General features: G+C 62.2%; 24 protein-coding genes. 14 read left to right on the top strand and 10 right to left on the bottom strand.

Translation table 11 applies throughout. The annotated features are described in order from the left end of the window. The first annotated feature begins 266 nt into the window (after positions 1-266). Positions 267-854, top strand: a complete 588-nt coding sequence (locus QZ498_RS05615; RefSeq protein ID WP_294620753.1) for a riboflavin synthase — start codon at positions 267-269, stop codon at positions 852-854. 86 nt (positions 855-940) lie between these two features. Next, positions 941-1,906, top strand: coding sequence for an MBL fold metallo-hydrolase (locus QZ498_RS05610; protein WP_294620752.1), 966 nt, complete (start codon positions 941-943; stop codon positions 1,904-1,906). 55 nt (positions 1,907-1,961) lie between these two features. On the opposite strand, the gene QZ498_RS05605 is transcribed toward QZ498_RS05610, so the two are convergent. The 6 genes from QZ498_RS05605 to QZ498_RS05580 form a co-directional block, all read right to left on the bottom strand. Then, positions 1,962-2,822, bottom strand: coding sequence for a DUF2189 domain-containing protein (locus QZ498_RS05605; RefSeq protein WP_294620751.1), 861 nt, complete (start codon positions 2,820-2,822; stop codon positions 1,962-1,964). A gap of 261 nt (positions 2,823-3,083) precedes the next feature. Beyond that, complete coding sequence (locus QZ498_RS05600) at positions 3,084-3,728, bottom strand: DUF3726 domain-containing protein (protein ID WP_294620750.1); 645 nt, start codon at positions 3,726-3,728, stop codon at positions 3,084-3,086. Next, positions 3,725-5,419: a hypothetical protein gene (locus tag QZ498_RS05595; RefSeq protein WP_294620749.1), complete on the bottom strand. Its 1,695-nt coding sequence runs from the start codon at positions 5,417-5,419 to the stop codon at positions 3,725-3,727. The genes QZ498_RS05600 and QZ498_RS05595 overlap by 4 nt, the downstream gene beginning before the upstream one ends. A gap of 64 nt (positions 5,420-5,483) precedes the next feature. Continuing rightward, positions 5,484-7,043, bottom strand: coding sequence for a BCCT family transporter (locus QZ498_RS05590; protein WP_294620748.1), 1,560 nt, complete (start codon positions 7,041-7,043; stop codon positions 5,484-5,486). A 42-nt stretch (positions 7,044-7,085) separates the two neighbouring features. Further along, the gene (locus QZ498_RS05585; protein ID WP_294620747.1) at positions 7,086-8,081 is read right to left on the bottom strand and encodes a membrane dipeptidase; all 996 of its coding nucleotides are present in this window, start codon (positions 8,079-8,081) and stop codon (positions 7,086-7,088) included. 5 nt (positions 8,082-8,086) lie between these two features. Then, positions 8,087-9,538 carry an aldehyde dehydrogenase family protein gene (locus QZ498_RS05580; RefSeq protein WP_294620746.1) on the bottom strand — a complete coding sequence of 484 codons (1,452 nt, stop codon included), beginning with the start codon at positions 9,536-9,538 and terminating at the stop codon, positions 8,087-8,089. A 57-nt stretch (positions 9,539-9,595) separates the two neighbouring features. On the opposite strand from QZ498_RS05580, the gene QZ498_RS05575 reads away from it, so the two are divergent. Next, positions 9,596-9,913 carry a hypothetical protein gene (locus tag QZ498_RS05575; protein ID WP_294620745.1) on the top strand — a complete coding sequence of 106 codons (318 nt, stop codon included), beginning with the start codon at positions 9,596-9,598 and terminating at the stop codon, positions 9,911-9,913. 75 nt (positions 9,914-9,988) lie between these two features. Here QZ498_RS05575 and QZ498_RS05570 read toward each other — a convergent pair whose 3' ends face one another. Continuing rightward, the gene (locus tag QZ498_RS05570) at positions 9,989-10,846 is read right to left on the bottom strand and encodes a helix-turn-helix transcriptional regulator (RefSeq protein ID WP_294620744.1); all 858 of its coding nucleotides are present in this window, start codon (positions 10,844-10,846) and stop codon (positions 9,989-9,991) included. A gap of 106 nt (positions 10,847-10,952) precedes the next feature. Here QZ498_RS05570 and QZ498_RS05565 point away from each other — a divergent pair, with 106 nt between their 5' ends. Genes QZ498_RS05565 through QZ498_RS05555 form a run of 3 tightly spaced genes read left to right on the top strand, consistent with a single transcriptional unit; the run spans position 10,953 to position 12,981 of the window. Continuing rightward, a complete protein-coding gene (locus QZ498_RS05565) occupies positions 10,953-11,159 on the top strand; it encodes a DUF2061 domain-containing protein (RefSeq protein WP_294620743.1) in 207 nt (68 codons plus the stop codon). Beyond that, on the top strand, positions 11,152-12,060 hold the full coding sequence (locus QZ498_RS05560) for a fatty acid desaturase (protein ID WP_294620742.1): 909 nt from the start codon (positions 11,152-11,154) through the stop codon (positions 12,058-12,060). Before QZ498_RS05565 ends, QZ498_RS05560 begins: the two co-directional genes overlap by 8 nt. Before the next feature lie 21 nt (positions 12,061-12,081). Beyond that, positions 12,082-12,981 carry a DMT family transporter gene (locus QZ498_RS05555; protein ID WP_294620741.1) on the top strand — a complete coding sequence of 300 codons (900 nt, stop codon included), beginning with the start codon at positions 12,082-12,084 and terminating at the stop codon, positions 12,979-12,981. A 31-nt stretch (positions 12,982-13,012) separates the two neighbouring features. On the opposite strand, the gene QZ498_RS05550 is transcribed toward QZ498_RS05555, so the two are convergent. Beyond that, the gene (locus QZ498_RS05550; protein WP_294620740.1) at positions 13,013-13,720 is read right to left on the bottom strand and encodes an NUDIX hydrolase; all 708 of its coding nucleotides are present in this window, start codon (positions 13,718-13,720) and stop codon (positions 13,013-13,015) included. Positions 13,721-13,757: 37 nt separating this feature from the next. Next, a complete protein-coding gene (locus QZ498_RS05545; RefSeq protein ID WP_294620739.1) occupies positions 13,758-14,147 on the bottom strand; it encodes a DUF983 domain-containing protein in 390 nt (129 codons plus the stop codon). 257 nt (positions 14,148-14,404) lie between these two features. On the opposite strand from QZ498_RS05545, the gene QZ498_RS05540 reads away from it, so the two are divergent. From QZ498_RS05540 to QZ498_RS05525, 4 genes are all read left to right on the top strand, one after another. Then, positions 14,405-14,833: an EF-hand domain-containing protein gene (locus QZ498_RS05540; protein WP_294620738.1), complete on the top strand. Its 429-nt coding sequence runs from the start codon at positions 14,405-14,407 to the stop codon at positions 14,831-14,833. A 77-nt stretch (positions 14,834-14,910) separates the two neighbouring features. Further along, complete coding sequence (locus tag QZ498_RS05535; RefSeq protein ID WP_294620737.1) at positions 14,911-15,495, top strand: RNA polymerase sigma factor; 585 nt, start codon at positions 14,911-14,913, stop codon at positions 15,493-15,495. Next, positions 15,485-15,865, top strand: coding sequence for a hypothetical protein (locus QZ498_RS05530; RefSeq protein ID WP_294620736.1), 381 nt, complete (start codon positions 15,485-15,487; stop codon positions 15,863-15,865). Before QZ498_RS05535 ends, QZ498_RS05530 begins: the two co-directional genes overlap by 11 nt. After that, on the top strand, positions 15,865-16,359 hold the full coding sequence (locus tag QZ498_RS05525) for a periplasmic heavy metal sensor (protein WP_294620735.1): 495 nt from the start codon (positions 15,865-15,867) through the stop codon (positions 16,357-16,359). The genes QZ498_RS05530 and QZ498_RS05525 overlap by 1 nt, the downstream gene beginning before the upstream one ends. 12 nt (positions 16,360-16,371) lie before the next feature. Here QZ498_RS05525 and QZ498_RS05520 read toward each other — a convergent pair whose 3' ends face one another. Further along, positions 16,372-17,766 (bottom strand): diguanylate cyclase, encoded by a 1,395-nt coding sequence (locus QZ498_RS05520; protein WP_294620734.1) that lies wholly within the window; start codon positions 17,764-17,766, stop codon positions 16,372-16,374. Between the two features lie 87 nt (positions 17,767-17,853). On the opposite strand from QZ498_RS05520, the gene QZ498_RS05515 reads away from it, so the two are divergent. The 4 genes from QZ498_RS05515 to QZ498_RS05500 all read left to right on the top strand — a co-directional run bounded on the left by QZ498_RS05515 (position 17,854) and on the right by QZ498_RS05500 (position 21,390). Continuing rightward, entirely contained in the window at positions 17,854-18,138 is a 285-nt protein-coding gene (locus QZ498_RS05515) for a DUF3572 domain-containing protein (protein ID WP_294620733.1), read from the top strand. Further along, the gene (locus QZ498_RS05510; RefSeq protein WP_294620732.1) at positions 18,135-18,842 is read left to right on the top strand and encodes an HAD family hydrolase; all 708 of its coding nucleotides are present in this window, start codon (positions 18,135-18,137) and stop codon (positions 18,840-18,842) included. Before QZ498_RS05515 ends, QZ498_RS05510 begins: the two co-directional genes overlap by 4 nt. Continuing rightward, positions 18,839-19,732 carry a DMT family transporter gene (locus tag QZ498_RS05505; protein ID WP_294620731.1) on the top strand — a complete coding sequence of 298 codons (894 nt, stop codon included), beginning with the start codon at positions 18,839-18,841 and terminating at the stop codon, positions 19,730-19,732. The genes QZ498_RS05510 and QZ498_RS05505 overlap by 4 nt, the downstream gene beginning before the upstream one ends. Before the next feature lie 95 nt (positions 19,733-19,827). After that, positions 19,828-21,390, top strand: coding sequence for a trimethylamine methyltransferase family protein (locus QZ498_RS05500; RefSeq protein WP_294620730.1), 1,563 nt, complete (start codon positions 19,828-19,830; stop codon positions 21,388-21,390). Positions 21,391-21,843 lie beyond the last annotated feature (453 nt).

Here is a 21,843-nt window from a genome sequence, read left to right as displayed (position 1 = left end):
GAGGTCGGGCGATGCCCGGACTGCGCCGGGCGGTTGCGCTCGACGGCAATCCTTTCGCGATCCTCGGGCGGCAGCTTCGTCCCGCATCGCTGACCTTTATGCGGGCGCGTTTGAATGTCGGATGTGCTTGAAATTTGGCTTGCAAGGCTTGCGCGCTTGACGAAGGACAGTCCGCCCCACCGACATATGATCTGCCGTCGTTCCGCACTTGCCGTTCGCGGCCCGGAGCGTTACCTCGGAGGAAAGACCAAAAGGGGTAAAACGCCATGTTCACCGGGATTGTGACGGATGTGGGCCGGGTACGGGCCTTGGAAAAGCGCGGTGATCTGCGGGCGCGGATCGGCACCGCCTATGATATGTCGGGCGTGGATATGGGGGCCTCGATCGCCTGTGACGGGGTTTGCCTGACGGTGGTGGACAAGGGCGAGGATTGGTTCGACGTGGATATCAGCGCCGAAACCGTTTCCAAAACCAACCTTGAGGCTTGGACCGAAGGCCGCCGGGTGAACCTTGAGCGCGCCCTGAAGGTGGGCGATGAATTGGGGGGGCATATCGTGTCGGGCCATGTGGATGGTCTGGCCGAGGTCGTGGCCATCACCGATGAGGGTGACAGCACCCGCGTCACCCTGCGCGCGCCCGAGAGCCTGGCCAAGTTTATCGCCCCCAAAGGCTCGGTTGCTTTGAATGGTACATCGCTGACAGTGAACGAAGTCGAGGGCCTTGAGTTCGGGATCAATTTCATCCCGCATACCAAGGAGGTGACGACTTGGGGGGATGTCAGCCTGGGCGATATGGTCAATCTGGAGATCGATACGCTGGCGCGTTATGTGGCGCGGCTGAACGAGATGAGTTAAGCCAGCGGTCAACATATTCACAAAACATATTGCGTAATCGGGCGTGGCCCCTATCCTTGTGGCAAATCACCATAGGGAGGGAAACCATGAGCCTGTTCAAACCCACACGTCGCGACCTGTTCAAAATGGCCGCAGCGGCCCCGGCCTTGGCCATGCCGATGGCGGCGCGGGCCGAGCTTGGCGCGCCGGAGGGTGAAAACCCATCGCATTTCCGCTTTTCGGTGGGGGATGCGCGGGTGACGGTGGTCTCAGACGGCTATTTCCGCTTGCCGACCAGCGGCTTGGGCGTGAATGCCGACCCGGCAGAGGTTCAGGCCTTCCTCAAGCGGCATTTCCTGTCGCCAGAATTGGGCTACTCGCATACCAACCACCTGTATGTGGAAGTGGGCGATGCACGGGTTCTGGTTGATGTGGGATCGGGCAACCGGTTCATGGAGAACGCCGGTAAGCTGATGGGCAACTTGGAGGCCGCGGGGATTGATCCCTATGCCATCACCCATGTGGTGATCACCCACGCCCACCCCGATCATATCTGGGGTATTCGCGATGGGTTTGACGAGGCGATCATCCCGGATGCCGAATACCTGATGGGTGAGGCCGAGCATGACCATTGGATGCAGGACGGGTTGGTGGACCGGGTGGCCCCCGAGGACCAACAGTTCGTGCTGGGGGCGGTGAATTCGATCAACGTGGACGGGGCGGAGTGGACTTTGGTGCAGGATGGGCACGAGGTGGTGCCGGGCCTGACCATGATCGGCACGCCCGGCCACACGCCGGGGCACATGGCCCTGCGGGTGGATAGCGGTGATCAATCGCTGATTGCCTTGGGCGATTGCATGAGCCACGCCTATACGAATTTCGCCCATCCCGAATGGTACAACGGTTTTGACAGCGATGGGGAACAGACCGTGGCCACGCGTAAGCGTTTGTTGGATATGTGCGCCGAGGACCGGATTGCTATTCTGGGCTATCACTTCCCCTTCCCCGGGGTGGGGCATGTGCAGCGCGATGGCGATGCCTATCGCTTTGTTCCGGCGCTTTGGCAATTCTGAGCCGGGTAGCTTGGAAGCAGGCGGGCCGGGGCAGGTGGTGCCCCGGCCTTTTTGCTTACCCGCGCGGCACGGCGGCGCGGTAGATATACCACGTGGCGTGTCCAAGGATCGGGAGCACGACGATCAGCCCAAGGAAAAAGGGCAGGGTGCCAAGCAGCATGGACGCGGCCACGATCAGGCCCCATGTGGCGACGGTGACCGGGTTTTTCCGGGCCACGCGGAGAGAGGTTATCACGGCGATGACCAGGCCGACGCGCTGGTCGATCAGCATTGGCAGGGTTGTCAGGCTGATGGCGAGCACAAGCGCGGCAAAGCAGGCGCCCACGGTCATGCCCAAGATCACCATCATCCAGCCCGCGCCGGTGGTGGCGATATCAAGGGCGAATTGGCCAAGGCTTTCGGGCGGTTGAGGGCCCAAGTTCCAGTGATAAATCTGCATGGCCGAGAGGATCCAGAGCAGGAAAATCCCAATCAGGTAAAGCGCCATGACAAGGATCGGGCCGACGTTTTGCGCCTTGAGTACCGAAAGGGCCGCGCCCCATCCGACATCGGTATCGCGTTCGCCCCGGCGGCTCATCTCATAAAGGCCGACGGCGGCGATGGGGCCCAGAAGCAGGAAGCCCGCGCCAAGCGGAAAGAGCATCGGCAGGAGCGCTTGATTGAAGGCGATGACGGATAGGCAAACCCCGATGATCGGGTAGATCAGCACCAGAAACATCACGTCGCTGCGGAAGCGTTTGAAATCCTCATAGCCCTTGCGGAGGGCCAGCCCAAGATCTTCGATGGTGAGGGTTTTGACCTCTGGCGGCTGAGTGACCTCGCCGCGAAGCGCATCAGTCGCGTCGCCGACCATATGGCCTGCGCCTGAAAGGCCCTGTGCGGCCCAAGATAGCGGATTGCCGATTGTTTTAACCATAGTTCCCTCCTTTATCCGGCGGGCTGAGCAGAAGGCTCGGCCCGGGCAGGTTGCGGCGGGACTCTGGCAACGGCGGACGACCCGCCTTTGGTTTGAGCCTAACACGGTTGGCTGCGGGGCGCGGTCACGATTTCGGGACTGGATACGGGGTAGGGGGCAAGGATTTTCGAAAATCCTTGGGCGAAGCGGTTTTGGAAACCGCTTGGGCAAGCGCCTTGCAAGGCGCTTTGGCAAGGCCTTTCGAAAGGCCTTGCTGGTGGTTTAGTCGTTATCCGTCAGGCCCGCGCCAGCGCCCGAGAGGCGGCTTGCCTCGGTTTCCGGGGCATAGGTGCGTTCGGCGAAGGCGGTGAGGGTTTTGGCCACCTCGGCGGGCATGTCGCCGCGGGTTTGCTTTTGCAAGGCGGTGCCGGTTTGGTCGCTTGTGCCCGCGGTGATGGTGATGCCTTCGGCCAGCGCGGCGTCAAGGCCTTGGCCGGAAGTTTGGGCGCTGTCGCCCAGGGTGATGGCGGTGCCGTTCCAGCGTATGGTCAGCGCCGTGCCGCACTGTTGGGCGGCTGCGTCGAGATAGGGCAAAAGCAGCATCGGGGCTGCGGTGCGGCCCAAGGTCAGTTCGCCAGCGCCCAGTCGTTGGGCGTTGTCGCAGAGCACCGCGCCGGAGATCAGCGGGCAAAGCGTGCCGCCCTTGGCGACCCATGCGTCTTCCTCGGCTTCCATAGGGCAGAGGGTTTCATAGTCGGCCCCGTCATTACGCGTCAGCAGATCGGCCAGCACCTGCGGCCCGGGCAGCCCGGCGGCGGTAAGCCAGCGGGCGGCCTTGCCCGCCTCTTCGGCCAAGCCCCAGCTAAGCCCCGCGCCGCGTGCGGCCTTGCGCGAGAGGGTTTCGATTTCGTTCAAAGACCAGCTCATACAACGCCCTCCTTCAGAAACGGATAGGCCCAGTCATCGCCGGAGCGGTCGCCCAGTTCATGGGGGAAGGGGGCGTGTTGGTACATGTTGATCCGCAGCCAGCGGTCCGAGCGTGGGTCGAAATGGCAGGCCCCGAAAAAGCTGAGTTTCAGGCGCAGCATGTCGATGGGCATGACACTGGCATCAATGGTGTTGTCGCGGATTTCGGCATAGGGCAGGCGGCCCGCGATCTGTGCGCGGCGGGCGACATGGCGGTGTTCGGGGTGGCGCATGAGGAACCCGGCGACTGTGGCCTCGTTTGAGGCTTGCAGGTCGGCATGCATGCGCGCGGCGTCGCGTCCCGGGCAGAGGGGTTGTTCGTAGGCGTCCAGATCTTCCTCGAAGCGTTCGCCGAGGCGGGGTTCGAGTTTGGCCTCGGAGGTGTACCAGACGCGGGCCTGTGCCTCGCGTGCGGTCCAGTCGATGTCGAGCGCCCAGCCGTAGATATCCTTGACCAATGCGCGCAACTCCTCCAGCGGCATGGCCCCGTTGATGCGCCATGTGGCGGGTTCATCGGCGGCCATGCAGGTTGCCATGCCGTCCACCAGATGCGGGTAGGGTTCCATCAGCAGCGAGGCCAGAAGTTCCTGGCCCTCGACCGAAAGCGCCCCTTCGGCCCAGAGCCAGAGGCGGTTCCAGGGCATGTCGGCGGTCAGGTCAAGACTGTCGAGATGGGCCAGCAGGGTGGCCATATCCTTGCGTAGAGCAGCGAGTTTTTCGATTTGAACCGGGTGTTCGGAGGTCCATTCCTCGGCATGCAGGCGCGCGCGCAGGGCGAAGCGGCGGAAGGTTTCCACCTCGGTCGCATGGGCGGTTTCAAGGCTGCGGATGCGCGAGAGCGCCTCCTCCCGCGCGCCGATCCAGTTGTTGAGAAGAGCGGGGTGGTTGAGCAGGAAGGGGGCCATGCCAAGCCCGGTGGAATTGCCGATGCCGAAGCGGCGGCGCAGGTCAGGGTCAAGCGGCACGGCGGTGTCGGGGGCGCGCATCTTGGCCATATGTTCCACGAGGTCCATGACGAAGGCGCGGGTGAGGAAGACCGAGAGCATTTCGACTTGGAAGGGGGCCAGGAATTCGGGGCGGTCGGCGGTCATTTCGCGATCCGCCGCGCCGAATTTGCCCGAGCCGTAAACGGCCGTGGTGCGCATGAGGTAGCCCACATCGGCCACTTTCTGGCGGTCGGGTTGTTGGCCTTTTGAGAGGCAATCGACCACGTGATCCCAAAGCCGGACCGAGCGGTTGGCGCGGCTGAGCGAGAGTTCTTTTTCCGAGACGCGCCCGGCCTCTTGTTTCGGCACGTTATCGGCGAGGCGGTCAAGGTCTTCAGTGGTGGGTACGCCATCGAACAGGGTAAAGGTGGCATCCCATTCTGTGGCAATCACCCGGTCCGAGCGTTTTTCGGGCGGCAAGTCATTGGCGAAGGCGACAAGGCTATAGCTGCGGTCGGGGCCATGGGCGGAATAGACCGCGCGGCCAACGCCTTTTGCGTTGATGTCGAACACGGGGCGGTCGAAGGTCCAGCCCTCACCCTCCAGCCGGCGCAGCAGGATGCGCATGAAGCTGAGGCGGGATTGATGGAAGGAGCCGAGGCGATGCAGTTGCATCACATGGTTGGGGTCACGCGGGGGAATGGGTTTTCCGGCGGTTTGTTCCATAAGGCTCCTCCTTCCTATGTCAGAAACATATAGGGCGGCCCGTTAAGGCCGCCCTAGGATTTTGTCAGTTTTGCGCCTCGCGTCCTTTGGCGAGGGTGATGCGCAGCGCATCCCAGAGCGAGGGCAGCAGCACCAGCGACACCGGCACGGCGGTGACGACGATGAAGCTTTGCAGTTTGCCGACGCCGCCGGAGCCTGTGTAGATCAGGATCAGGGCCATGACGCCCATGGCCACGCCCCAGAAGAGGCGCACCGGCAGGGCGGGGCGGTCTTCATTCGACATGGCGACCGAGATCACATAGGTCATCGAGTCGCCCGTTGTGGCCACGAAGACGGTGGTCAGGATCAGGAACAGCACCGAGACGATAAAGCCCATCGGCAGCGATTGGGTGATTGCCAGCAGGGCGGCCGGCAGGTTGAAGCCCTCAAACGCCGTGGAGACCGTGCCGGGGTTGGTCAGTTCCGCGTTGATGCCGGTGCCGCCGACGATGGTGAACCAGAAGGCCGTGACGATGGGCGCCACGATCGACAGCATGATGACGATCGAGCGGATCGAGCGCCCGCGCGAGATGCGCGCGATGAACATCGCCATCAGCGGGCCATAGCCAAGGAACCAGCCCCAGAAGAACACGGTCCACCAGCCCAGCCAGCCGGGATCGCCGAAGATGCCGGCTTCGCCGCGGTAAAGCGCCATGCCGAAGAAATCGGAGATATAGGTGGTCATGCCGCCAAAGAAGCCTTTGAAGATGAACCCGGTGGACCCGGCGACCAGCATGAAAAGCAGCAAGAGCGCGGCAAGGATGACGTTGAAGCGGCTGAGGATCTGGATGCCTTTCGAAAGGCCCGTGGCCGCCGAGAGGGTGTAGATCGCCACCAGCGCAAGGATGACAAGTGCCTGTGTGGTGAAGGTGTCGGGGATACCGAAAAGGTCATTCAGGCCATAGCTGACTTGCAGGCCCAGAAAACCAATCGGGCCAACGGTGCCCGCCACCACGGCGATGATGCAGGAGGCATCGGCAATCAGGCCGATAGGGCCGTTGATCGCTTTGTCCCCGAAGACCGGGTAAAGCAGGGTGCGCGGCGACAGCGGCAGGCCCTTTTCATAGTGGTAATGCATCAGCATCACGGTGGTCAGCGCGCCCAATATGGCCCATGCCAGAAAGCCCCAGTGCATGAAGCTTTGCGCCAGCGCGGAATTGACCGCGTCCGGGGTGCCGCTTTCGGCGCCGAAGTAGGGCGGGGAGGAGAGGAAATGCGCCATCGGCTCGCCCGCGGCCCAGAAGACACCGCCGCCGGCCAGCAGGGTGCACATGATCATCGCACCCCATTGGAACACCGGGAATTCCGGCGCGGCAAGGTTGCCCATGATCGCCTTGCCGCCCGGCAGGATGACCAGAACAAGGCCAATCAGGAAGGTCGCCAGCAGAAGGATTTGCCAGTAGAGGCCAAAATATTTGGCCGAGAAGGCAAAGCCCGCGTCGACCATGGATGAGAGCAGGTCGAGGTCATAAAGCGCTACCAGACAGAAGGCGGCGATGAAGCCGCCGGTGATGGCGAATAGCGGCTTGTTGATGTGGTGCAAGTGGGATTGGCCCGCCTGCGTTGTTTGGGTGGTGTCGGACATTCTTTCCTCCCTGTGAACATCCCAATGGCGGGCTAGGGGCCCTTACGAGTCCGGCTGCGCGTTGGCCGGGGTGAAGTTTTCTGCAAAGAAACGGTGCCAGTTGTCGCCCATCAGGCCGGCGACCTCTGCGTCGGAAAAGCCCACGTCGCGCAGGCCTTTTTCGATGTTGCCAAAGTCGCGGTTATCGCGGAACCAATCGGGCATGGGCGGGAAGCCGGGGTTGGCGGCAGAGCCTTCGCCATAGTCGATTTCTTTCGACCAGCGGCCCACGCGCATCCATTCCACCACGCTGTCGGGTTGATCTTGGCAAAGGTCGCTGCCGATGCCGAAATGTTCGGCCCCGAATTTCTCCGCCGCCTGCGCCACCATCTGACAGAAAGACTGCAAGGTGCAATCGCCCTTGTCCTTGAGGTGGTGAGGGTAAAGCGAAAAGCCCATCATGCCGCCGTTTTCCACCACGGCACGCACCACATCGTCACGCTTGTTCCGAAGGGCGGGTTGCCATGCGTGCAGGTTGGCGTGGGTCACGGCGATGGGGCGTTCGGAAATCTCCGCCGCCTCGATGGTGGAGCGGTCGGCCGAATGGCTCATGTCGACGACCAGCCCGACGCGGTTCATCTCCTTGATGACCTGTTTGCCCATGCGGGTTAGCCCCGGGTCTTCGGCCTCGTAACATCCCGTCGCCAGAAGCGATTGGTTGTTGTAGCTGAGTTGCATGAAGCGCGCGCCCAGTTTGTGCAGCACTTCGACAAGGCCGATGTCATCCTCGATGGGCGAGGGGTTTTGGAAACCAAAGAAAATCGCCGTGCGCCCGGTTGCGCGGGCTTTTTCCACGTCGCTGGCCCATTCCCCGTGAAAGATCAGGTCGGGGAATTGTTCGAACCAGCGGTTCCATTTCTCGATATTTAGGACGGTTTCGCGGAAATTCTCGTGGTAGGCGATGGTGACATGCACCGCATCGACGCCGCCTTCGCGCATCTGGCGGAAGACCTTTTCGGACCAGTTGGCATATTGCAGGCAGTCCATGCGGTAGGTCATGCGCTTTACTCCGGCGTGCCGGCGGCGGTGTAGGTGGTCTTCATGGTGGTGAAGAACTCGGCCGCGGCTTGGCCCTGTTCGCGCGGGCCGTAAGAGCTGTCGCCGCGCCCGCCGAAGGGCACGTGATAGTCCATGCCGCCGGTGGGCAGGTTGACGGTGACAATCCCGGTGCGGGCGTTTTGCTTGAAGTGCGACGCGCGGGCCAGCGAGCTGGTGATGATCCCCGAGCTGAGGCCAAAGCGGGTGTCGTTGACGGTGGCCAGCGCCTCGTCATAGCTGCCTACTTTGATCACGTTGGTGATCGGCGCGAAAAGTTCCTCGCGGCTGATCGCCATGTCGTTGGTGGCGTTCACGAAGACGCCCGGCGACATGTAGTAGCCTTCGTGCGGCATGTTCAGGCGTTCGCCGCCACAGGCCAGTTCGGCCCCTTCGGCGCGGCCTTTTTCGACCCAGTTGAGGTTTTCCGAAAGCTGGCTTTCGCTGATCACAGGGCCCATCTGGGTGCCCTCTTCCAGCGCGTGGCCCACTTTCATCGCCTTGGTGGCGGCAACCAGTTTTTCGACGAAGGCGTCATGGATGCCCTCATGTACGACGAGGCGCGAGGAGGCGGTGCATTTCTGGCCTGTGCCGCTGAAGGCGCCGTTGAGGGTCATGGCGACGGCCACGTCCAGATCGCCATCGTCCATCACCGCCAGCGCATTCTTGGAGCCCATTTCCATTTGCAGCTTGGTCATGTTTTCCAAGCCAGCGGCGGCAATGCCACGGCCCACGGGGACCGAGCCGGTGAAGGTCATCGCGTCGATCTTGGCGCTTTCGGCCAGCGCCTGACCGATGCCGCCGCCCGAGCCCATCACGAGGTTCACAAGACCTTTGGGAATGTCCTGACGCGAGATGATTTCGGCCAGCGCATGGGCCGAACCGGGCACGAGGTTGGCCGGTTTCCAGACCACGGCGTTGCCATAGGCCAGCGCGGGGGCGATTTTCCACGCCGGAATGGCGGTGGGGAAGTTCCAGGGCGAGATCACGCCGACAACGCCGACCGGTTCACGCTTGATATCCACTTCGACGCCGGGGCGCACGGATTGCGCGTTCTGGCCCAGTTGGCGCAGGATTTCGGCGGCGTAATAGGTGAAATGCTGACCCGAGCGGTAAACCTCACCCCGGCCTTCGGCGCGGGGTTTGCCCTCTTCCCGGCTGAGCAATTCGCCCAGTTCATCGGCGCGCGCCATCAACTCGTTGCCGATGGACATCAGCACCGCTTGCTTGCGCTCAAGGCCATAGGCGGCCCATTCGGCCTGTGCCTCTTTGGCGGCGTCGAGGGCGGTTTCGAGTTGGTCTTGGCTGGCCTGAGTATACATGCCCTCCAGATCGCTGAGGTCGGAAGGGTTGCGGTTTTCGATCTCGGATTGTCCGGCCACCCATTCGCCCGCGATATAGTTCAGTTTAGTCTCAGCCATGTCTCATCCGTCCTGCGTAACCATTGGAATTCCATCTGACGCGGCAGGAAGCCACGGATGGGTGATTCAATCAAACGCAATTTGGTGAAGTTTGTTTCAGCTGGGCTGAAGTTTTGGGTTTTGGATGACGATTTTTTTAATGAGCCTCCTGCGAAACCGGGCATATCCGGACAGGATGCGTCTCGACATCGGAGAGGTTTTGCGGTGTTTGGCCGAGACCGGCGCGGTGTCGATCTGCGGGTTGGGGCTGTGGTGCGGCCAGTCGGTCAGGTCTTCCATATCATCAAGCGCCAGCAGAGCGGGATGGCCAAACACCTCATGCGGCGTGAATGGCGCGGGTTGGCTCGCAAAGCCCTGTCTCGTGCCAAAGCATAGCAAGCGAATTCAATCCCAAGGCTCCCAAGCGACTCTCGCTGAGGTCACTGAAATGATTTCGGGGGCGGTAAGAGGTTAGATGTCAGACAACAGCGCGCGAAGGTGGTCGGGGAATTGCCGGGCGGTGACCTGTGCCTCACGTACCAGATGATCGAAATGCTGGGTGAGGGCCTGCACCCGTTCGGTATCGCGGAAGGCCATGTAGGTTTGCCCGATGTAGAGCACTGCCATTTGCGGGCCGAAGATGGTGATCGGCGCGGAGTAGAGCCGCCGGGCATCGAAAAGATAGACGCGCAGGCGCGGATAAAGGTCCTGGCTGACGTCGATCAGGCGCTGGGCCTGGGCTGTTCGAATGTCGCGCGGCAGGTCGGCGTAATAGCCTTCGCCGCGCACCATTGAATAGATCTCGTAAAGCGGCATGGCGATTTCGTAATCGGATTGCGTGCTGCGCATCCACTCCAGCCGGTCCTGTGAGGCACCAATGGCCTGTTGGGTGCTGCGACCCAGATGCGGGGTGTATTCCCATTCCAGCATCTCGTGGGTCTTGAGCATGTCTGACAGGCCCGCCGGCACATGACGGATTTTGAAGCCTGCGGCTTCTTGGTGCCAGCGAAAGATCTGTTCATCGACGAGGGCGCGGGAGGCCTCGGTCATGGCCATGGTATTGGCCAGTATATCAGCGGCGGTTTCGGGCCGGTCGGTGAGGCCTAAAAGCCAATCGGCCGAGACGCCGAGCGCGCGGGCGCATTCCCCCACGACTTGGGCATTGGGCAGGCGCGCGCCCGTGTCCTTGAGCAATTGGGAAATGGTCGAACGGTCGACACCCACGGCGCGCGCAAGCGCGCTTTGATTGGTGCCGCGGTCGCGCATCGCCTCGGACAGGCGGGTGCGGAATTGATCGGCGCGCAGACGTTTGTCGGTTTTTTCCATCATTGGTGATAAATATCATCAATGCAAAAAAATGTTAACTACATTCGGACTGCGCGAGCGGCCGATTTTGCCGTAGCCCAAAGGTGGTTTCAAACAATGGAGGGACGACATGGAGACGCCTCGGCGCACGCTGGTCAAAGCCGTTTTGTGGAATGTCATGGGATTGACCGTGATGTCGCTTGTCGGGCTGGTGATGACCGGATCGGCGGCGGTGGGTGGGGCCATGGCGGTGATCAACACCGCGATCGGCCTGACCATGTATGTCCTTTACGAGCGGCTTTGGGCGCGCATCAACTGGGGGCGCGTTTATGGGTAAGCGGTTCATGGCGCGACTGCGGGAGGAGGCACCAACGATTGCCTTGCTGCTGGTCTGTTATGGCGGTTGGGCCGTGGCGACCACATGGTTGGCCAACCTTTGGCTGCCTTTGGGCGTTGTCATGGCCGGGGTCTTTGCGGCGCTGCATTCCTCGCTGTGCCATGAAGCCTTGCATGGTCATCCGACAGCGAATGACAAGGTGAACGAGGCCTTGGTTTTTCCCGCGCTGAGCCTCTTCGTTCCCTATCAGCGGTTCCGCGACACCCATCTTGCCCACCACCGCGACGAGTTTCTGACCGACCCCTATGACGATCCGGAAAGCAATTACATGGACCCCACGGTATGGGTCCGCCTGCCGGGCTGGGTGCGGCGTATCTTGTTGATCAACAATACGCTTTTGGGGCGGATGGTGATCGGGCCGGTGGTGTCGCAAGTGGCCTTCATGCAGGGCGATTGGCGGCTCATTCGGGCGGGTGCGCGGGACGTGCTGCGCGCGTGGCTGTGGCATATCCCGGCGGTGGCGCTGGTGATCTGGTGGGTTGTCAGTGTTTCGGCGATGCCGGTCTGGGCCTATGTCATCTCGGCCTATCTTGGCATTTCGATCCTGAAAATACGCACCTTCCTCGAACATCGCGCCCATGAAAAGGCGCGCGGGCGGACGGTGATTATCGAGGATCGCGGACTTTTGGCGCTGCTGTTTCTGAACAACAATTTCCATGTGGTGCACCATATGCACCCCAAGGTGCCGTGGTATCGCCTGCCTGCCCTCTACCGTGAGCGCCGCGCGCATTACCTGGAGCGCAACGATGGCTATCGCTATGCCTCTTATCGCGAGGTTTTCGCCCGGCATTTGCTGCGCGCGAAAGACCCGGTGCCGCATCCGCTCTGGCCCAAGCCGTAAAAACGGGGCATGAGGGCCTTCATGGAGGCCTGGATCATCCTTTCGGTTGCGGCGGCGGCGTTTCAGACGCTGCGCTTTATGCTGCAAAAACAGTTGAGCCTTGGGAGCTTGAGCGCAGGTGGGGCCACCTTGGCGCGCTTTGCCTATTCGGCGCCTTTCGTGGTTGCTTTGGTCGTGGGGTATCTGTGGGTGCAGGGCGCGGCACTGCCCCGGCTGAACGGTCACTTTTGGATCTACGCCCTGAGCGGGGCCTTGGCGCAGGTTTTGGCGACGTGGTGTGTTGTGGCCCTGTTTGCGGCGCGGTCTTTCGCGGTGGGTATCACCTTCAAGAAAACCGAAGTGATCCAGACGGCCCTTGTGGGGTTTATCGTTCTGGGCGACCGGGTGAGCGCGCCCGCCCTGGCGGCCATCGTGCTTGGTTTGGTGGGGGTTGTGATCCTGTCGGACAACGCGGGGCTGCCGGGGCTGAGCCTGCGGCGGGTGGCCAACAAGGGCGCGGCCTTGGGGCTTTTGTCCGGGGCCTTGTTCGCGGTCTCGGCGGTGGGCTATCGCGGGGCGACTCTGGAGATCGACAGCGCCGACGCCTTGGTGCGCGCCGGTCTTGCGCTGGCCGTGGTCAGCACAGTACAGGCGCTGGGCCTGAGCCTGTGGCTGGCATGGCGCGAGGCGGGGCAGTTACGCGCCGTCTGGCAAGCCCGGCGTGTGGCGGTCTGGATGGGGGTAACAAGCATGGGGGGCAGCCTGTGCTGGTTCACCGCCTTCACCCTGCAATCGGCGGCCTTGGTGTTTGCCGTCGGGCAGGTGGAGGTGATCTTTTCGGTGCTGGCCTCGGTGCTGGTATTCCGCGAGCGTATCACGGCGCGCGAGGTTTGGGGGATGGGTCTATTGACCGTCAGTATCTTGGTGCTGGTGTTGATCTGAAGGCGTCGAAATCTTCAAAAGATTTCGGCGCTTAGGCCAGCGGGCTTTGCCCGGCGAGGCGCAGGAAGAGGCTTGCTTCGTCGTCGTTGCGGAAGAAGGGCACCGAGGTGGGCGGGCCGGTTTCCGCCGCGCGCGCCGTGACTTCGGCAAGGACGACTTCGGTGATGAAGGGCAGGTCAAACTCCCGCGCCTTTGCGAGGGGGACCCATTGCAGATGCGAAAGTTCCTCGCAGGCGGCGGAGAAATCATCGGGGTCCGTGGCCAGTTCATCGGCATCGACAAGGAAGAACCGCGCGTCGAACCGGCGCGGGCGACCGGGCGGGGTAATGGCGCGGAAGACGAATTGCAGGGCATGGGCTGTCGGCAGGAAGCCGCGGGTGGCGAAACTTTTCCAATCGTGCGGCACCTCGTCTTGCCACTCGCCGGGCGTGCCGAGCAGAAGGCCGGTTTCCTCCCAAAGTTCGCGGATGGCGGCGGCGGCGAGGGCGTGAGAGAGGTCGCCCTCGCAATCCTCGGTCAGGCGTTGCGCACAGAGTGCAGGAAGGGGGCGGGCCAGCGGGACATATGCATCGCCCGCGTCCACCGCGCCGCCCGGAAAGACGAATTTGTTGGGCATGAAGGCGGCTTTTGATCCGCGTTGCCCCATCAGGACATGCGGATCGTTATGCCGGTCACGCAGGGCAATCACCGTGGCGGCGTTGCGGATGGCGGTCTTGTCGATGGTCTCTTCGCTGCTCATGTCTGTCCCCTTGGCGCCGATGCGGCGCAGTGAAGGGTCAGGTGGTGGCGCCGAAGCCGTGCATCAGGCGGGCCCATTGAAAACCCACGATCATCCCCTTCAATCTGGGCAGAAGGTATAGCGAGAGGGTGACACATCCAACCGCGAAAATGGTGAACAGCACCAAGGGTTCGGGCCGCCAGACCACGAAGGCGATATGCAGAAGCGGGGCCATGAGATGCCCTACGATCAGGATGGTCAGATAGGCCGGGCCGTCATCGGCGCGCGCATGGCTGAGATCCTCGCGGCACACGGTGCAGTTGTCGCGTAATTTGAGGTAGCTTTTGAGCAACGGGCCACTGCCGCAATTGGGGCATTTGCGACGAAAGCCTTTCCAGACGGCGGGCCATAGGGCGCGTTCTTCGTGATTATGTACGGTATCTGGCATCATGCTCCCCTTGCCTGACGATCCGGCTAACCTGTGGCATGGCAGGGTGGATTGGAAGGTGTCACCTTGACCTTGCGGCGGGATGTCGCAAAGGCGGGGGCGCTTCACGAGGCTGTGAATGAAAACCTTCGGAATTCGCGACGGATAAGCGGCGCTGCTGCGTGAAAGAAGGGTCAGCACGGGGCCTGATGGGCTGCAGTCTGACACCGGAATGAAGGGGCGCGACCGGCGTGACCCGAGTTGAATGGAGAAAGCAGATGCAGGCGAAGGCAATGATTTTGGGTGTGGTGAGTGCCGCGATGGTGGTCACGGTCGGTGCGGCGGCGATCGCGCAGGGCAAATATGGGCATGGGCAGCGCCCGAGTTTTGAAGAGGTCGATGCCAATGGTGACGGCAAGATCACCCAAGACGAGATGCAGGCGCGGGCTGTGGCCCGGTTCGGCGAGGCCGACATGGACGGTGATGGTGCCATAAGCCGGGACGAAATGCTGGCCAGCGCTATGGTGCGGTCCGAAAAGCGGGTTGACCGCATGATGCGCCGTATGGATACGGACGGTGACGGCAAGGTGAGCAAAGCCGAGATGCAGCAAATGCGCGGCAAACGCATGGGCCGGATGATCGAGAGGATGGACACCGATGGTGACGGGGTCTTGTCCGAAGAAGAGTTTGCCCAAGGCCACCGCTAGGGTCATCATGGCCGTCACGGGAAGGGTTATGGTCGCATGGGCGACGACTGTTAAGTAGCCACCCAGGGACAGGGACCATGCCGCTGGATGCCATGCAGGATGTAAGTGACGAAGCCTTGTTGGTGCTTTTTGCCAACGGTGAGCCTGCGGCGGCACGGGCCCTGACCCTGCGGTTGACGCCCAAGGCCTTTGGCCACGCGGTCCGCCTTCTGGGCAACCGGGCCGAGGCGGAGGACGTGGCGCAAGAGGCCCTGCTGCGGCTCTGGCGCGTGGCACCTGAGTGGCGGCAAGGCGAAGCGAAGGTGACCACCTGGCTTTACCGGGTGGTTGCCAATCTATGCACCGACCGGCTTCGACGGTCAGGGCGGGGCCTGGCGCTTGATGCGATACCCGAGCCGGAGGACGAGGCGCGCGGCCCGTTGGACAAGATGCAGGCCGAGGCGCGGGCCGATGCCCTGCAAGTGGCGTTGGACGGGTTGCCCGACCGGCAGCGCCAAGCGGTGGTCTTGCGTCATATCGAGGGGATGGCAAACCCCGAGATCGCCGAGATCATGGAAATCAGCGTGGACGCGGTGGAAAGCCTGACCGCGCGGGGAAAACGGGCGTTGAGCGCGGCCCTTGAAGGGCGGCGCGAGGAGCTGGGATATGCAGATGACGGATAAACACAAGCACGGCGGCGAGCTTGAAGCCGCTTTTGACGCGGCGCGATCAAGCCGGCCGGAGCCCTCGTCGGATTTGATGGCGCGGGTATTGGCCGATGCGCAATCCGTGCAGGCCCAGAAGAGGGCGGCACCCGCGGCACCTGCGCCGCGCGGCTATCTGCGGCAATTGTTGGAGGCACTGGGCGGCTGGCCCGCGGTGGCCGGATTGTCGGCGGCCGGGGTGGCTGGAGTCTGGCTGGGCCTTGGCCCTATGGCGGGGGTTTCGGACACTGTTGCGAATTACTTGGGAGTGAGCGTACCCCCTGTCTATTCTGTGGATGTAATGCCGGGGGCCGAACTGGGCCTTGCTTGGGAAGAGGGGGCCTTGTGATGGCCGAGACAGGGAAAAAGACGCCGGGCATGCGCGGCTGGTTGAAGGTGCTTTTCGGCGTATCCTTGGCGCTGAACCTGCTGGTTCTGGGGGCTGTCGGAGGCGCGGTAATGCGGCATGGCGGTTGGGACGGACGGCACCATCCGCCGCGTGCGGATATCGCGGGCGGGCCCTTGACCCGCGCGCTGACCCAAGAGGACAAGCGCGCCGTGTCTCGCGAGATGCGCAGGGCCTACCGCGCGGAAGGCCGCAGCGGACGCGCCGCCTATCACGCGGCGATGCAACAGCTTGTCACGGATTTGCGTGCCGAGCCGTTTGACCCGGACCCCGTCAAGGCGCAAATGGCGCAGATGCGCGAGATGCTGGGCCAGCGCGTGGCGATCGGGCAGCAAATCCTTCTGGACCATCTGGTGCAAATGGACCCGGATGCGCGGCAAGCCTTTGCCGCGCGGTTGGAAAAGGCCATGGCCCGCCGCTGGAAAGGCCGTGACTAAAGCGTTGACCCGTCACGCGGCCGGGCGCGTTGCGCAAAGCGAGACCGTGTTGCGCCCCCCCGCCTTGGCCCCATAGAGCGCCCGATCGGCCTGTGCGATCAGGGTTTCGGCATCGGGCAGGGACCGCCCGGGGGCCAATTCGACGGGTGATACCCCGATGCTGAGGGTGACATTCACCGTGGCATTGTGACCGGGAACGGGAATCGCCGTTTCGCGCACGGCGCGACAAAGGCGCCCGGCAACCTGCCCGGCGCGGTCGCGGTTGGTGTCGGGCAGGACGATCAGGAATTCCTCACCCCCGATCCGCGCAACCAGATCCTCGTCGCGCAGGTTTTCGCGCAGGATGTCCGCCACGTGCCGCAGAACGGTGTCTCCGGCTGCGTGGCCGAACCTGTCGTTGACCGTTTTGAAATAGTCCAGATCAGCGACCATGATCGCCATGGGGCTTGCGTCTCTTGCGGAGTCGGCAATGGTACGCGTGGTATGGGGCAGGGCGTAGCGGCGGTTGTAAAGGCCGGTCAATTGATCGGTGACTGCCGCCTGCAAGCCGCTTTCCAGCTTTTGCCGCAGGGCTTCCTCCCTGCGTTTCTGGGCGATCTGCGCTTGCAGGCGCAAGGCCAATTCGCGGCTGTTGCAAGGCCCGCACAGGACGTCCGCGGCCCCCATGTTGAGCAAGGTGGCGGCAAGCGCAGAGGCCTCGTTACTGAGCAATGCAAAGACGCGGCTGTTGTGCGTGAATGGATCACCGCGCAATTCAGACATCAATTGCAGGCCTGCCTCGTCTTCGGCGGACACGATATTCAGAACCACCACATCAGGCGGCGGCGAGAGTTCAGCCATGCTGCCGGGTGCCTCAAAGGTCAGTACCGCCATGTCGTGACCTGTATGCTGGATGAGTTCGGCGCGCATTTGCAGCGCGCTTTTCAAAGGTTGCGCCAAGATGGCGACCCGTCCGGGCGCCTGAAAGCCCTCAGGGGCTTCGGCGAAGCCAAGCGCATCGGCCGTGCCGGTGTGCAGTTTGAGGCTGTTTTCCGCGTGATACTGGCGCATCAGCGCACGCAGGCGCGCGAGAAGGAAGCGATCGTCGAACGGCTTGGTCACAACGTCATTGGCCCCGGCGCGCAGGGCAGCGAACCGTGCCTCGGGGTCATCATTGGATAACACGATGACGATCGGCAGGCTCGTGCCGCCTGGCGTGTTGCGCAGAGCTTTCACCGTTTCTTCAATGGTTGCGTCGGACAGATTGCCGGAGGCGATGACAAGGTCGTGCTTTTCCTGTGCCAGCGATGCGCGCGCTTCTTTGAGCGAGGTGGCCTGATGCACGACGCGCCGCGCCGCCGACAGTTTGACCTTGAGGACAATCCTGTTGGTGGCGAGTTCGTCGACAATCAATACATTCTTGGGCATAGCCACATGCCTTTCCGACTTGCTCTTTTGATTGGCTCGACTATCCATGGCAGAAGTTAAGAAAACCTTTCCGGGAGAGTAACACTCTTGAACATCACGCAAGAATCCGCCGAGACCGTGGCCTTGCAAGGGCTGGCGTGGCTGGCCGGAAACGAGGAGTTGCTGCCGGTCTTCATGGGGGCGACGGGCGTAACCGAAGCTGAGTTGCGCGAGCAGGCTCAAGATCCTGTTTTTCTTGGCTCGGTTCTGGATTTTCTTTTGATGGACGATGCCTGGATCATCGGATTTTGCGAGGCGCAGGGCCTTGATCCGCAACTGCCGATCCAAGCGCGCGCGGCTTTGCCCGGCGGTGAACAGGTGAACTGGACATGATGAATGGCGCGGCAAGAAAGATTGACGGTATCCTGTTCGACAAAGATGGCACGCTGTTTGATTTCCATGCCACCTGGAACGTCTGGGCCGCAGACACGATCCGCGAATTGGCCCTTGGCGAGGCGCAGGTCATGGCGCGGATCGCCGATGCGATCGACTATGACCTGGAGGCTCAGGCTTTTCGCCCCACGAGTCCGGTGATCGCCGGGACCAACCGCGAGGCGGCAGAATGCGTCGCCAGTGCCCTGCCGGGGCGCAGCACCGATGAGATCGAGCATTTCCTGATGGTGACCTCGGCCAATGCGCCGCTGGCCCCGGCGGTGCCGCTTGCGCCCTATCTGGCGGATCTGGCCGCGCGTGGTCTGGCCTTGGGCGTGATGACCAACGATAGCGAATACGGCGCGCGCAGCCACTTGGAAAGCGCCGGTATCGCGGCACAGTTCGATTTCATCGCCGGGTTCGATTCCGGCCATGGGGCAAAGCCCGCACCGGGGCCGCTTTTGGCTTTTGCCAAGCAGATGCGCCTTGTGCCGGAACGTTGCGTCATGGTGGGCGACAGTACCCATGACCTGATGGCCGGGCGACGAGCGGGCATGCAAACGCTTGGTGTGTTGACGGGGATGGCTTCGGCGGCCGATCTCGCGCCGCTGGCCGATGCGGTCTTGCCGGATATCGGGCATATTCCCGCTTGGCTGAACGGATGAGGCATCATCCGCTTTTCGGCGTGGCCCTTGCGGGGATTGGAACGCTTGTCCTGACGCCGGATTCCCTGTTGATGCGGCTTTCCGAAATGGACGGCTTTCAGATGACCGCTTGGCGCGGGCTGTTGATGGGGACGGTCATGGTGGGGCTGTGGGCGCTCCTGAGCCGCGACAGGGCCGGTGAACTGCGGCATCTTTTTACACGCGCCGGCGGGGTGATCGTTGTCTGTCAATTTTTCAATTCGCTGCTTTTTTGCCTTGGTATCGCCCTGGCCCCCGTGGCTGTCGTCTTGTTCGGATTGGCCACCGTCCCGGTCTGTGCCGCGCTTTTGGCTTGGGTCTTGCTGGGCGAGGCAACGCGAGTGGCCACCTGGGTGACCATCGTCGCGGTGATGAGCGGCATCGGTATCGCGGTTCTGGGCGGCGAGGGTGAGGGTGTGGAATTGAACCTTGCGGCCCTTGCCGGGGCGGGGTTCGGCCTTGGCGTGGCCTTCGTTTTGGCGCTGAATTTCGTGGTCATCCGCTCGGCCCCGCAACTGCCGATCATGCTGGTGATCGGGGTCGGCGCATTTTGTGCGGGGTCTTTCGGGCTGGCGGTCACGGGGGTCGAACGCATGGCGGAGGGCCATGTCTGGGCCATGGCGACCACGGGCATGATCGTGTTGCCGGTGTCGTTTTTCATGCTGTCGCTCGCCTCGCGTTATACGCATGCCTCGAACGTCAGCCTGTTGATGTTGCTGGAAACCGTGCTTGGCCCGCTTTGGGTCTGGCTGGGCGTGGGGGAGGCCCCGACGCCGATGATGGTTTTGGGCGGTGTGATCGTGGTGGGCAGTCTTGCGCTTTATATCCTTTGGACGGGGCGAAGGCGGCGCGGCTCCGCTTCGGCGAGATAGGATTTCAAAAGCGACAGTATCAGTCGCAAAGTGGCAAACGATTTGGCGAATCCGGTGTTTCCTAGATGCAAGACGCAGCAGGAGGCCCGAATTCCATGGCAGCAGAGGCAAAACGCAGACGGCGCGGCGGTGGCCGCGCGGGCAATGCCGAACGGCGCGGCACGGCGGTGATTGAGCAAATGCCGTGGGCCCCGCCAGTCAATATCGACCGGCCGGTGGAGCCTTTGACGGAAGAGGGCGTGGCGGCCATTCACGATGGGGCGATGCGCATTCTCGAAGAGATCGGGATCGAGTTTCTGAACCCTGAAGCGCTTGAGATTTTGCGCGGCTCGGGGGGATGCACCATTGATGGCGAGAACGTGCGGATGGGGCGCGATTTTGTCATGGAGATGATCGCCAAGGCACCCGAACAATGGACGATCACCCCGCGCAACCCCGCGCATGAGATCACCATGGGCGGCCCCCATATGAACTTCGGCAATGTTTCCTCACCGCCGAGCTATTGGGATCTGACCACCGGGCGCAAGGTGACAGGCACCCGCGAGATGTGCCAGAACCTGTTGAAATTAAGCCAATATTTCAACTGCATCCATTTTATCGGCGGCTACCCGGTGGAACCGCAGGATATTCATGCCAGTGTGCGGCATCTGGACGTTCTCTATGACAAGCTGACGCTCACCGACAAGGTGTCGCATGCCTATTGTCTGGGTAAGGAGCGGGTCGAGGATGTGATGGAAATGGTGCGCATCGCGGGCGGTCTGACGGACGAGGAGTTCGAAGCCAAACCGCATATGTTCACCAACATCAACTCGACCTCGCCGCTCAAGCACGACTATCCGATGCTGGATGGCTGGATGCGAATTGCCCGGCGAAATCAAGGGCTTGTGGTCACTCCCTTCACCCTGGCCGGGGCCATGGCGCCGGTGACGATGGCAGGGGCTGTGGCGCAGTCTCTGGCCGAGGGGCTCTGTGCCGTGGTGCTGGCCCAGATCATCCGGCCCGGCGCCTGTTGCGCCATCGGCACATTTACCAGCAACGTCGATATGAAATCGGGTGCGCCGGCCTTTGGGACGCCGGAATACATGCGCGCGACGCAAATGACCGGACAGTTGGCACGGTTCTACAAGCTGCCGATGCGGGCCTCGGGCGTCTGTGCGGCCAATGTGCCGGACGGACAGGCGATGTGGGAAACCTCGAACAGCCTGTGGTCGGCGGTGCAGGCGGGGGCGAATATGGTCTACCACTCTGCCGGTTGGCTGGAGGGCGGGCTGATTGCCAGCCCGGAAAAATTCGTCATGGATTGCGAAATTTTGCAGCATATTCAAAGATATATGGACCCGATGCTGACCGCGACCACGCCCGATGACATCGCCATCGAGGCGATCCGCGAGGTGGGCGATCAGGGCCATTTCTTTGGTATCCAGCACACGCAGGACCGCTATACCACGGCCTTCTACCAACCCTTCCTGAGCGATTGGCGCAACTTCGAGGCATGGCAGGCGGCGGGCGGCACTTGGACCGCCGAGCGTGCGCATCAGACCTATCGCGATATCATTGCCAACTATGAAGCGCCGCCGATGGAGGAGTCCATTCGCGAGGAATTGGCGGGTTTTGTGGAGCGGCGCAAGGCGGAGGGCGGCGCGCCGACGGACTTCTGAGGCGAATCGGGGGTTAAGTGCTTGGGTTAACGGGAAAAATACCGGGCTGTAGCGCGTCGGTTTCACGTCGGTATTGCGTCGGTATTTTTTGCGGTATCCGGGCAGGTTAACAGGGCGCGCGGTGAGAGTTGTACGAAACGTACGGGAGTTTTGTACGGTTTGGGGAGTGGCTGGTGTCAGCCCAATCAAGACATTCGTTCTGCGGCTGTATCGAGAGGCATCGCCAGCGGGCCGGACGGGGCGCGGGCTTTCGCAGCAAGGCCGGAGAATGCCTGAAAAGCGGTGTTTTTGACTAGAGGAATTCTTCCGCAAGGATCACGCGAACACGCCATGGCTGCAATCATTCTACCCAAAAATCTTGCAATGAAAGCCTACTTACTTAAAACTATGATTTGGGCATCAACGAATACAAGGCGGTAAGTCCATATAACTCCCCATAATATTGAATCATCA

The sequence above is a fragment of the uncultured Roseovarius sp. genome (genome assembly GCF_913057115.1).
GTDB lineage: Bacteria > Pseudomonadota > Alphaproteobacteria > Rhodobacterales > Rhodobacteraceae > Roseovarius.
The sequence above is the reverse complement of the archived record's forward strand: the minus strand, read 5'-3'. Positions and strand labels throughout refer to the sequence as shown.

Bases quoted from the DNA above. Each gene is read 5' to 3' on its own strand.
- QZ498_RS05610 (WP_294620752.1), top strand. From the start codon at position 941: ATGAGCCTGTTCAAACCCACACGTCGCGACCTGTTCAAAATGGCCGCA.
- QZ498_RS05540 (WP_294620738.1), top strand. From the start codon at position 14,405: ATGCAGGCGAAGGCAATGATTTTGGGTGTGGTGAGTGCCGCGATGGTG.
- QZ498_RS05590 (WP_294620748.1), bottom strand. From the start codon at position 7,043: ATGTCCGACACCACCCAAACAACGCAGGCGGGCCAATCCCACTTGCAC.
- QZ498_RS05605 (WP_294620751.1), bottom strand. From the start codon at position 2,822: ATGGTTAAAACAATCGGCAATCCGCTATCTTGGGCCGCACAGGGCCTT.
- QZ498_RS05570 (WP_294620744.1), bottom strand. From the start codon at position 10,846: ATGATGGAAAAAACCGACAAACGTCTGCGCGCCGATCAATTCCGCACC.
- QZ498_RS05510 (WP_294620732.1), top strand. From the start codon at position 18,135: ATGATGAATGGCGCGGCAAGAAAGATTGACGGTATCCTGTTCGACAAA.
- QZ498_RS05580 (WP_294620746.1), bottom strand. From the start codon at position 9,538: ATGGCTGAGACTAAACTGAACTATATCGCGGGCGAATGGGTGGCCGGA.
- QZ498_RS05560 (WP_294620742.1), top strand. From the start codon at position 11,152: ATGGGTAAGCGGTTCATGGCGCGACTGCGGGAGGAGGCACCAACGATT.
- QZ498_RS05550 (WP_294620740.1), bottom strand. From the start codon at position 13,720: ATGAGCAGCGAAGAGACCATCGACAAGACCGCCATCCGCAACGCCGCC.
- QZ498_RS05565 (WP_294620743.1), top strand. From the start codon at position 10,953: ATGGAGACGCCTCGGCGCACGCTGGTCAAAGCCGTTTTGTGGAATGTC.
- QZ498_RS05615 (WP_294620753.1), top strand. From the start codon at position 267: ATGTTCACCGGGATTGTGACGGATGTGGGCCGGGTACGGGCCTTGGAA.
- QZ498_RS05545 (WP_294620739.1), bottom strand. From the start codon at position 14,147: ATGCCAGATACCGTACATAATCACGAAGAACGCGCCCTATGGCCCGCC.
- QZ498_RS05555 (WP_294620741.1), top strand. From the start codon at position 12,082: ATGGAGGCCTGGATCATCCTTTCGGTTGCGGCGGCGGCGTTTCAGACG.
- QZ498_RS05530 (WP_294620736.1), top strand. From the start codon at position 15,485: ATGACGGATAAACACAAGCACGGCGGCGAGCTTGAAGCCGCTTTTGAC.
- QZ498_RS05520 (WP_294620734.1), bottom strand. From the start codon at position 17,766: ATGCCCAAGAATGTATTGATTGTCGACGAACTCGCCACCAACAGGATT.
- QZ498_RS05600 (WP_294620750.1), bottom strand. From the start codon at position 3,728: ATGAGCTGGTCTTTGAACGAAATCGAAACCCTCTCGCGCAAGGCCGCA.
- QZ498_RS05595 (WP_294620749.1), bottom strand. From the start codon at position 5,419: ATGGAACAAACCGCCGGAAAACCCATTCCCCCGCGTGACCCCAACCAT.
- QZ498_RS05505 (WP_294620731.1), top strand. From the start codon at position 18,839: ATGAGGCATCATCCGCTTTTCGGCGTGGCCCTTGCGGGGATTGGAACG.
- QZ498_RS05575 (WP_294620745.1), top strand. From the start codon at position 9,596: ATGGGTGATTCAATCAAACGCAATTTGGTGAAGTTTGTTTCAGCTGGG.
- QZ498_RS05535 (WP_294620737.1), top strand. From the start codon at position 14,911: ATGCCGCTGGATGCCATGCAGGATGTAAGTGACGAAGCCTTGTTGGTG.
- QZ498_RS05500 (WP_294620730.1), top strand. From the start codon at position 19,828: ATGGCAGCAGAGGCAAAACGCAGACGGCGCGGCGGTGGCCGCGCGGGC.
- QZ498_RS05525 (WP_294620735.1), top strand. From the start codon at position 15,865: ATGGCCGAGACAGGGAAAAAGACGCCGGGCATGCGCGGCTGGTTGAAG.
- QZ498_RS05585 (WP_294620747.1), bottom strand. From the start codon at position 8,081: ATGACCTACCGCATGGACTGCCTGCAATATGCCAACTGGTCCGAAAAG.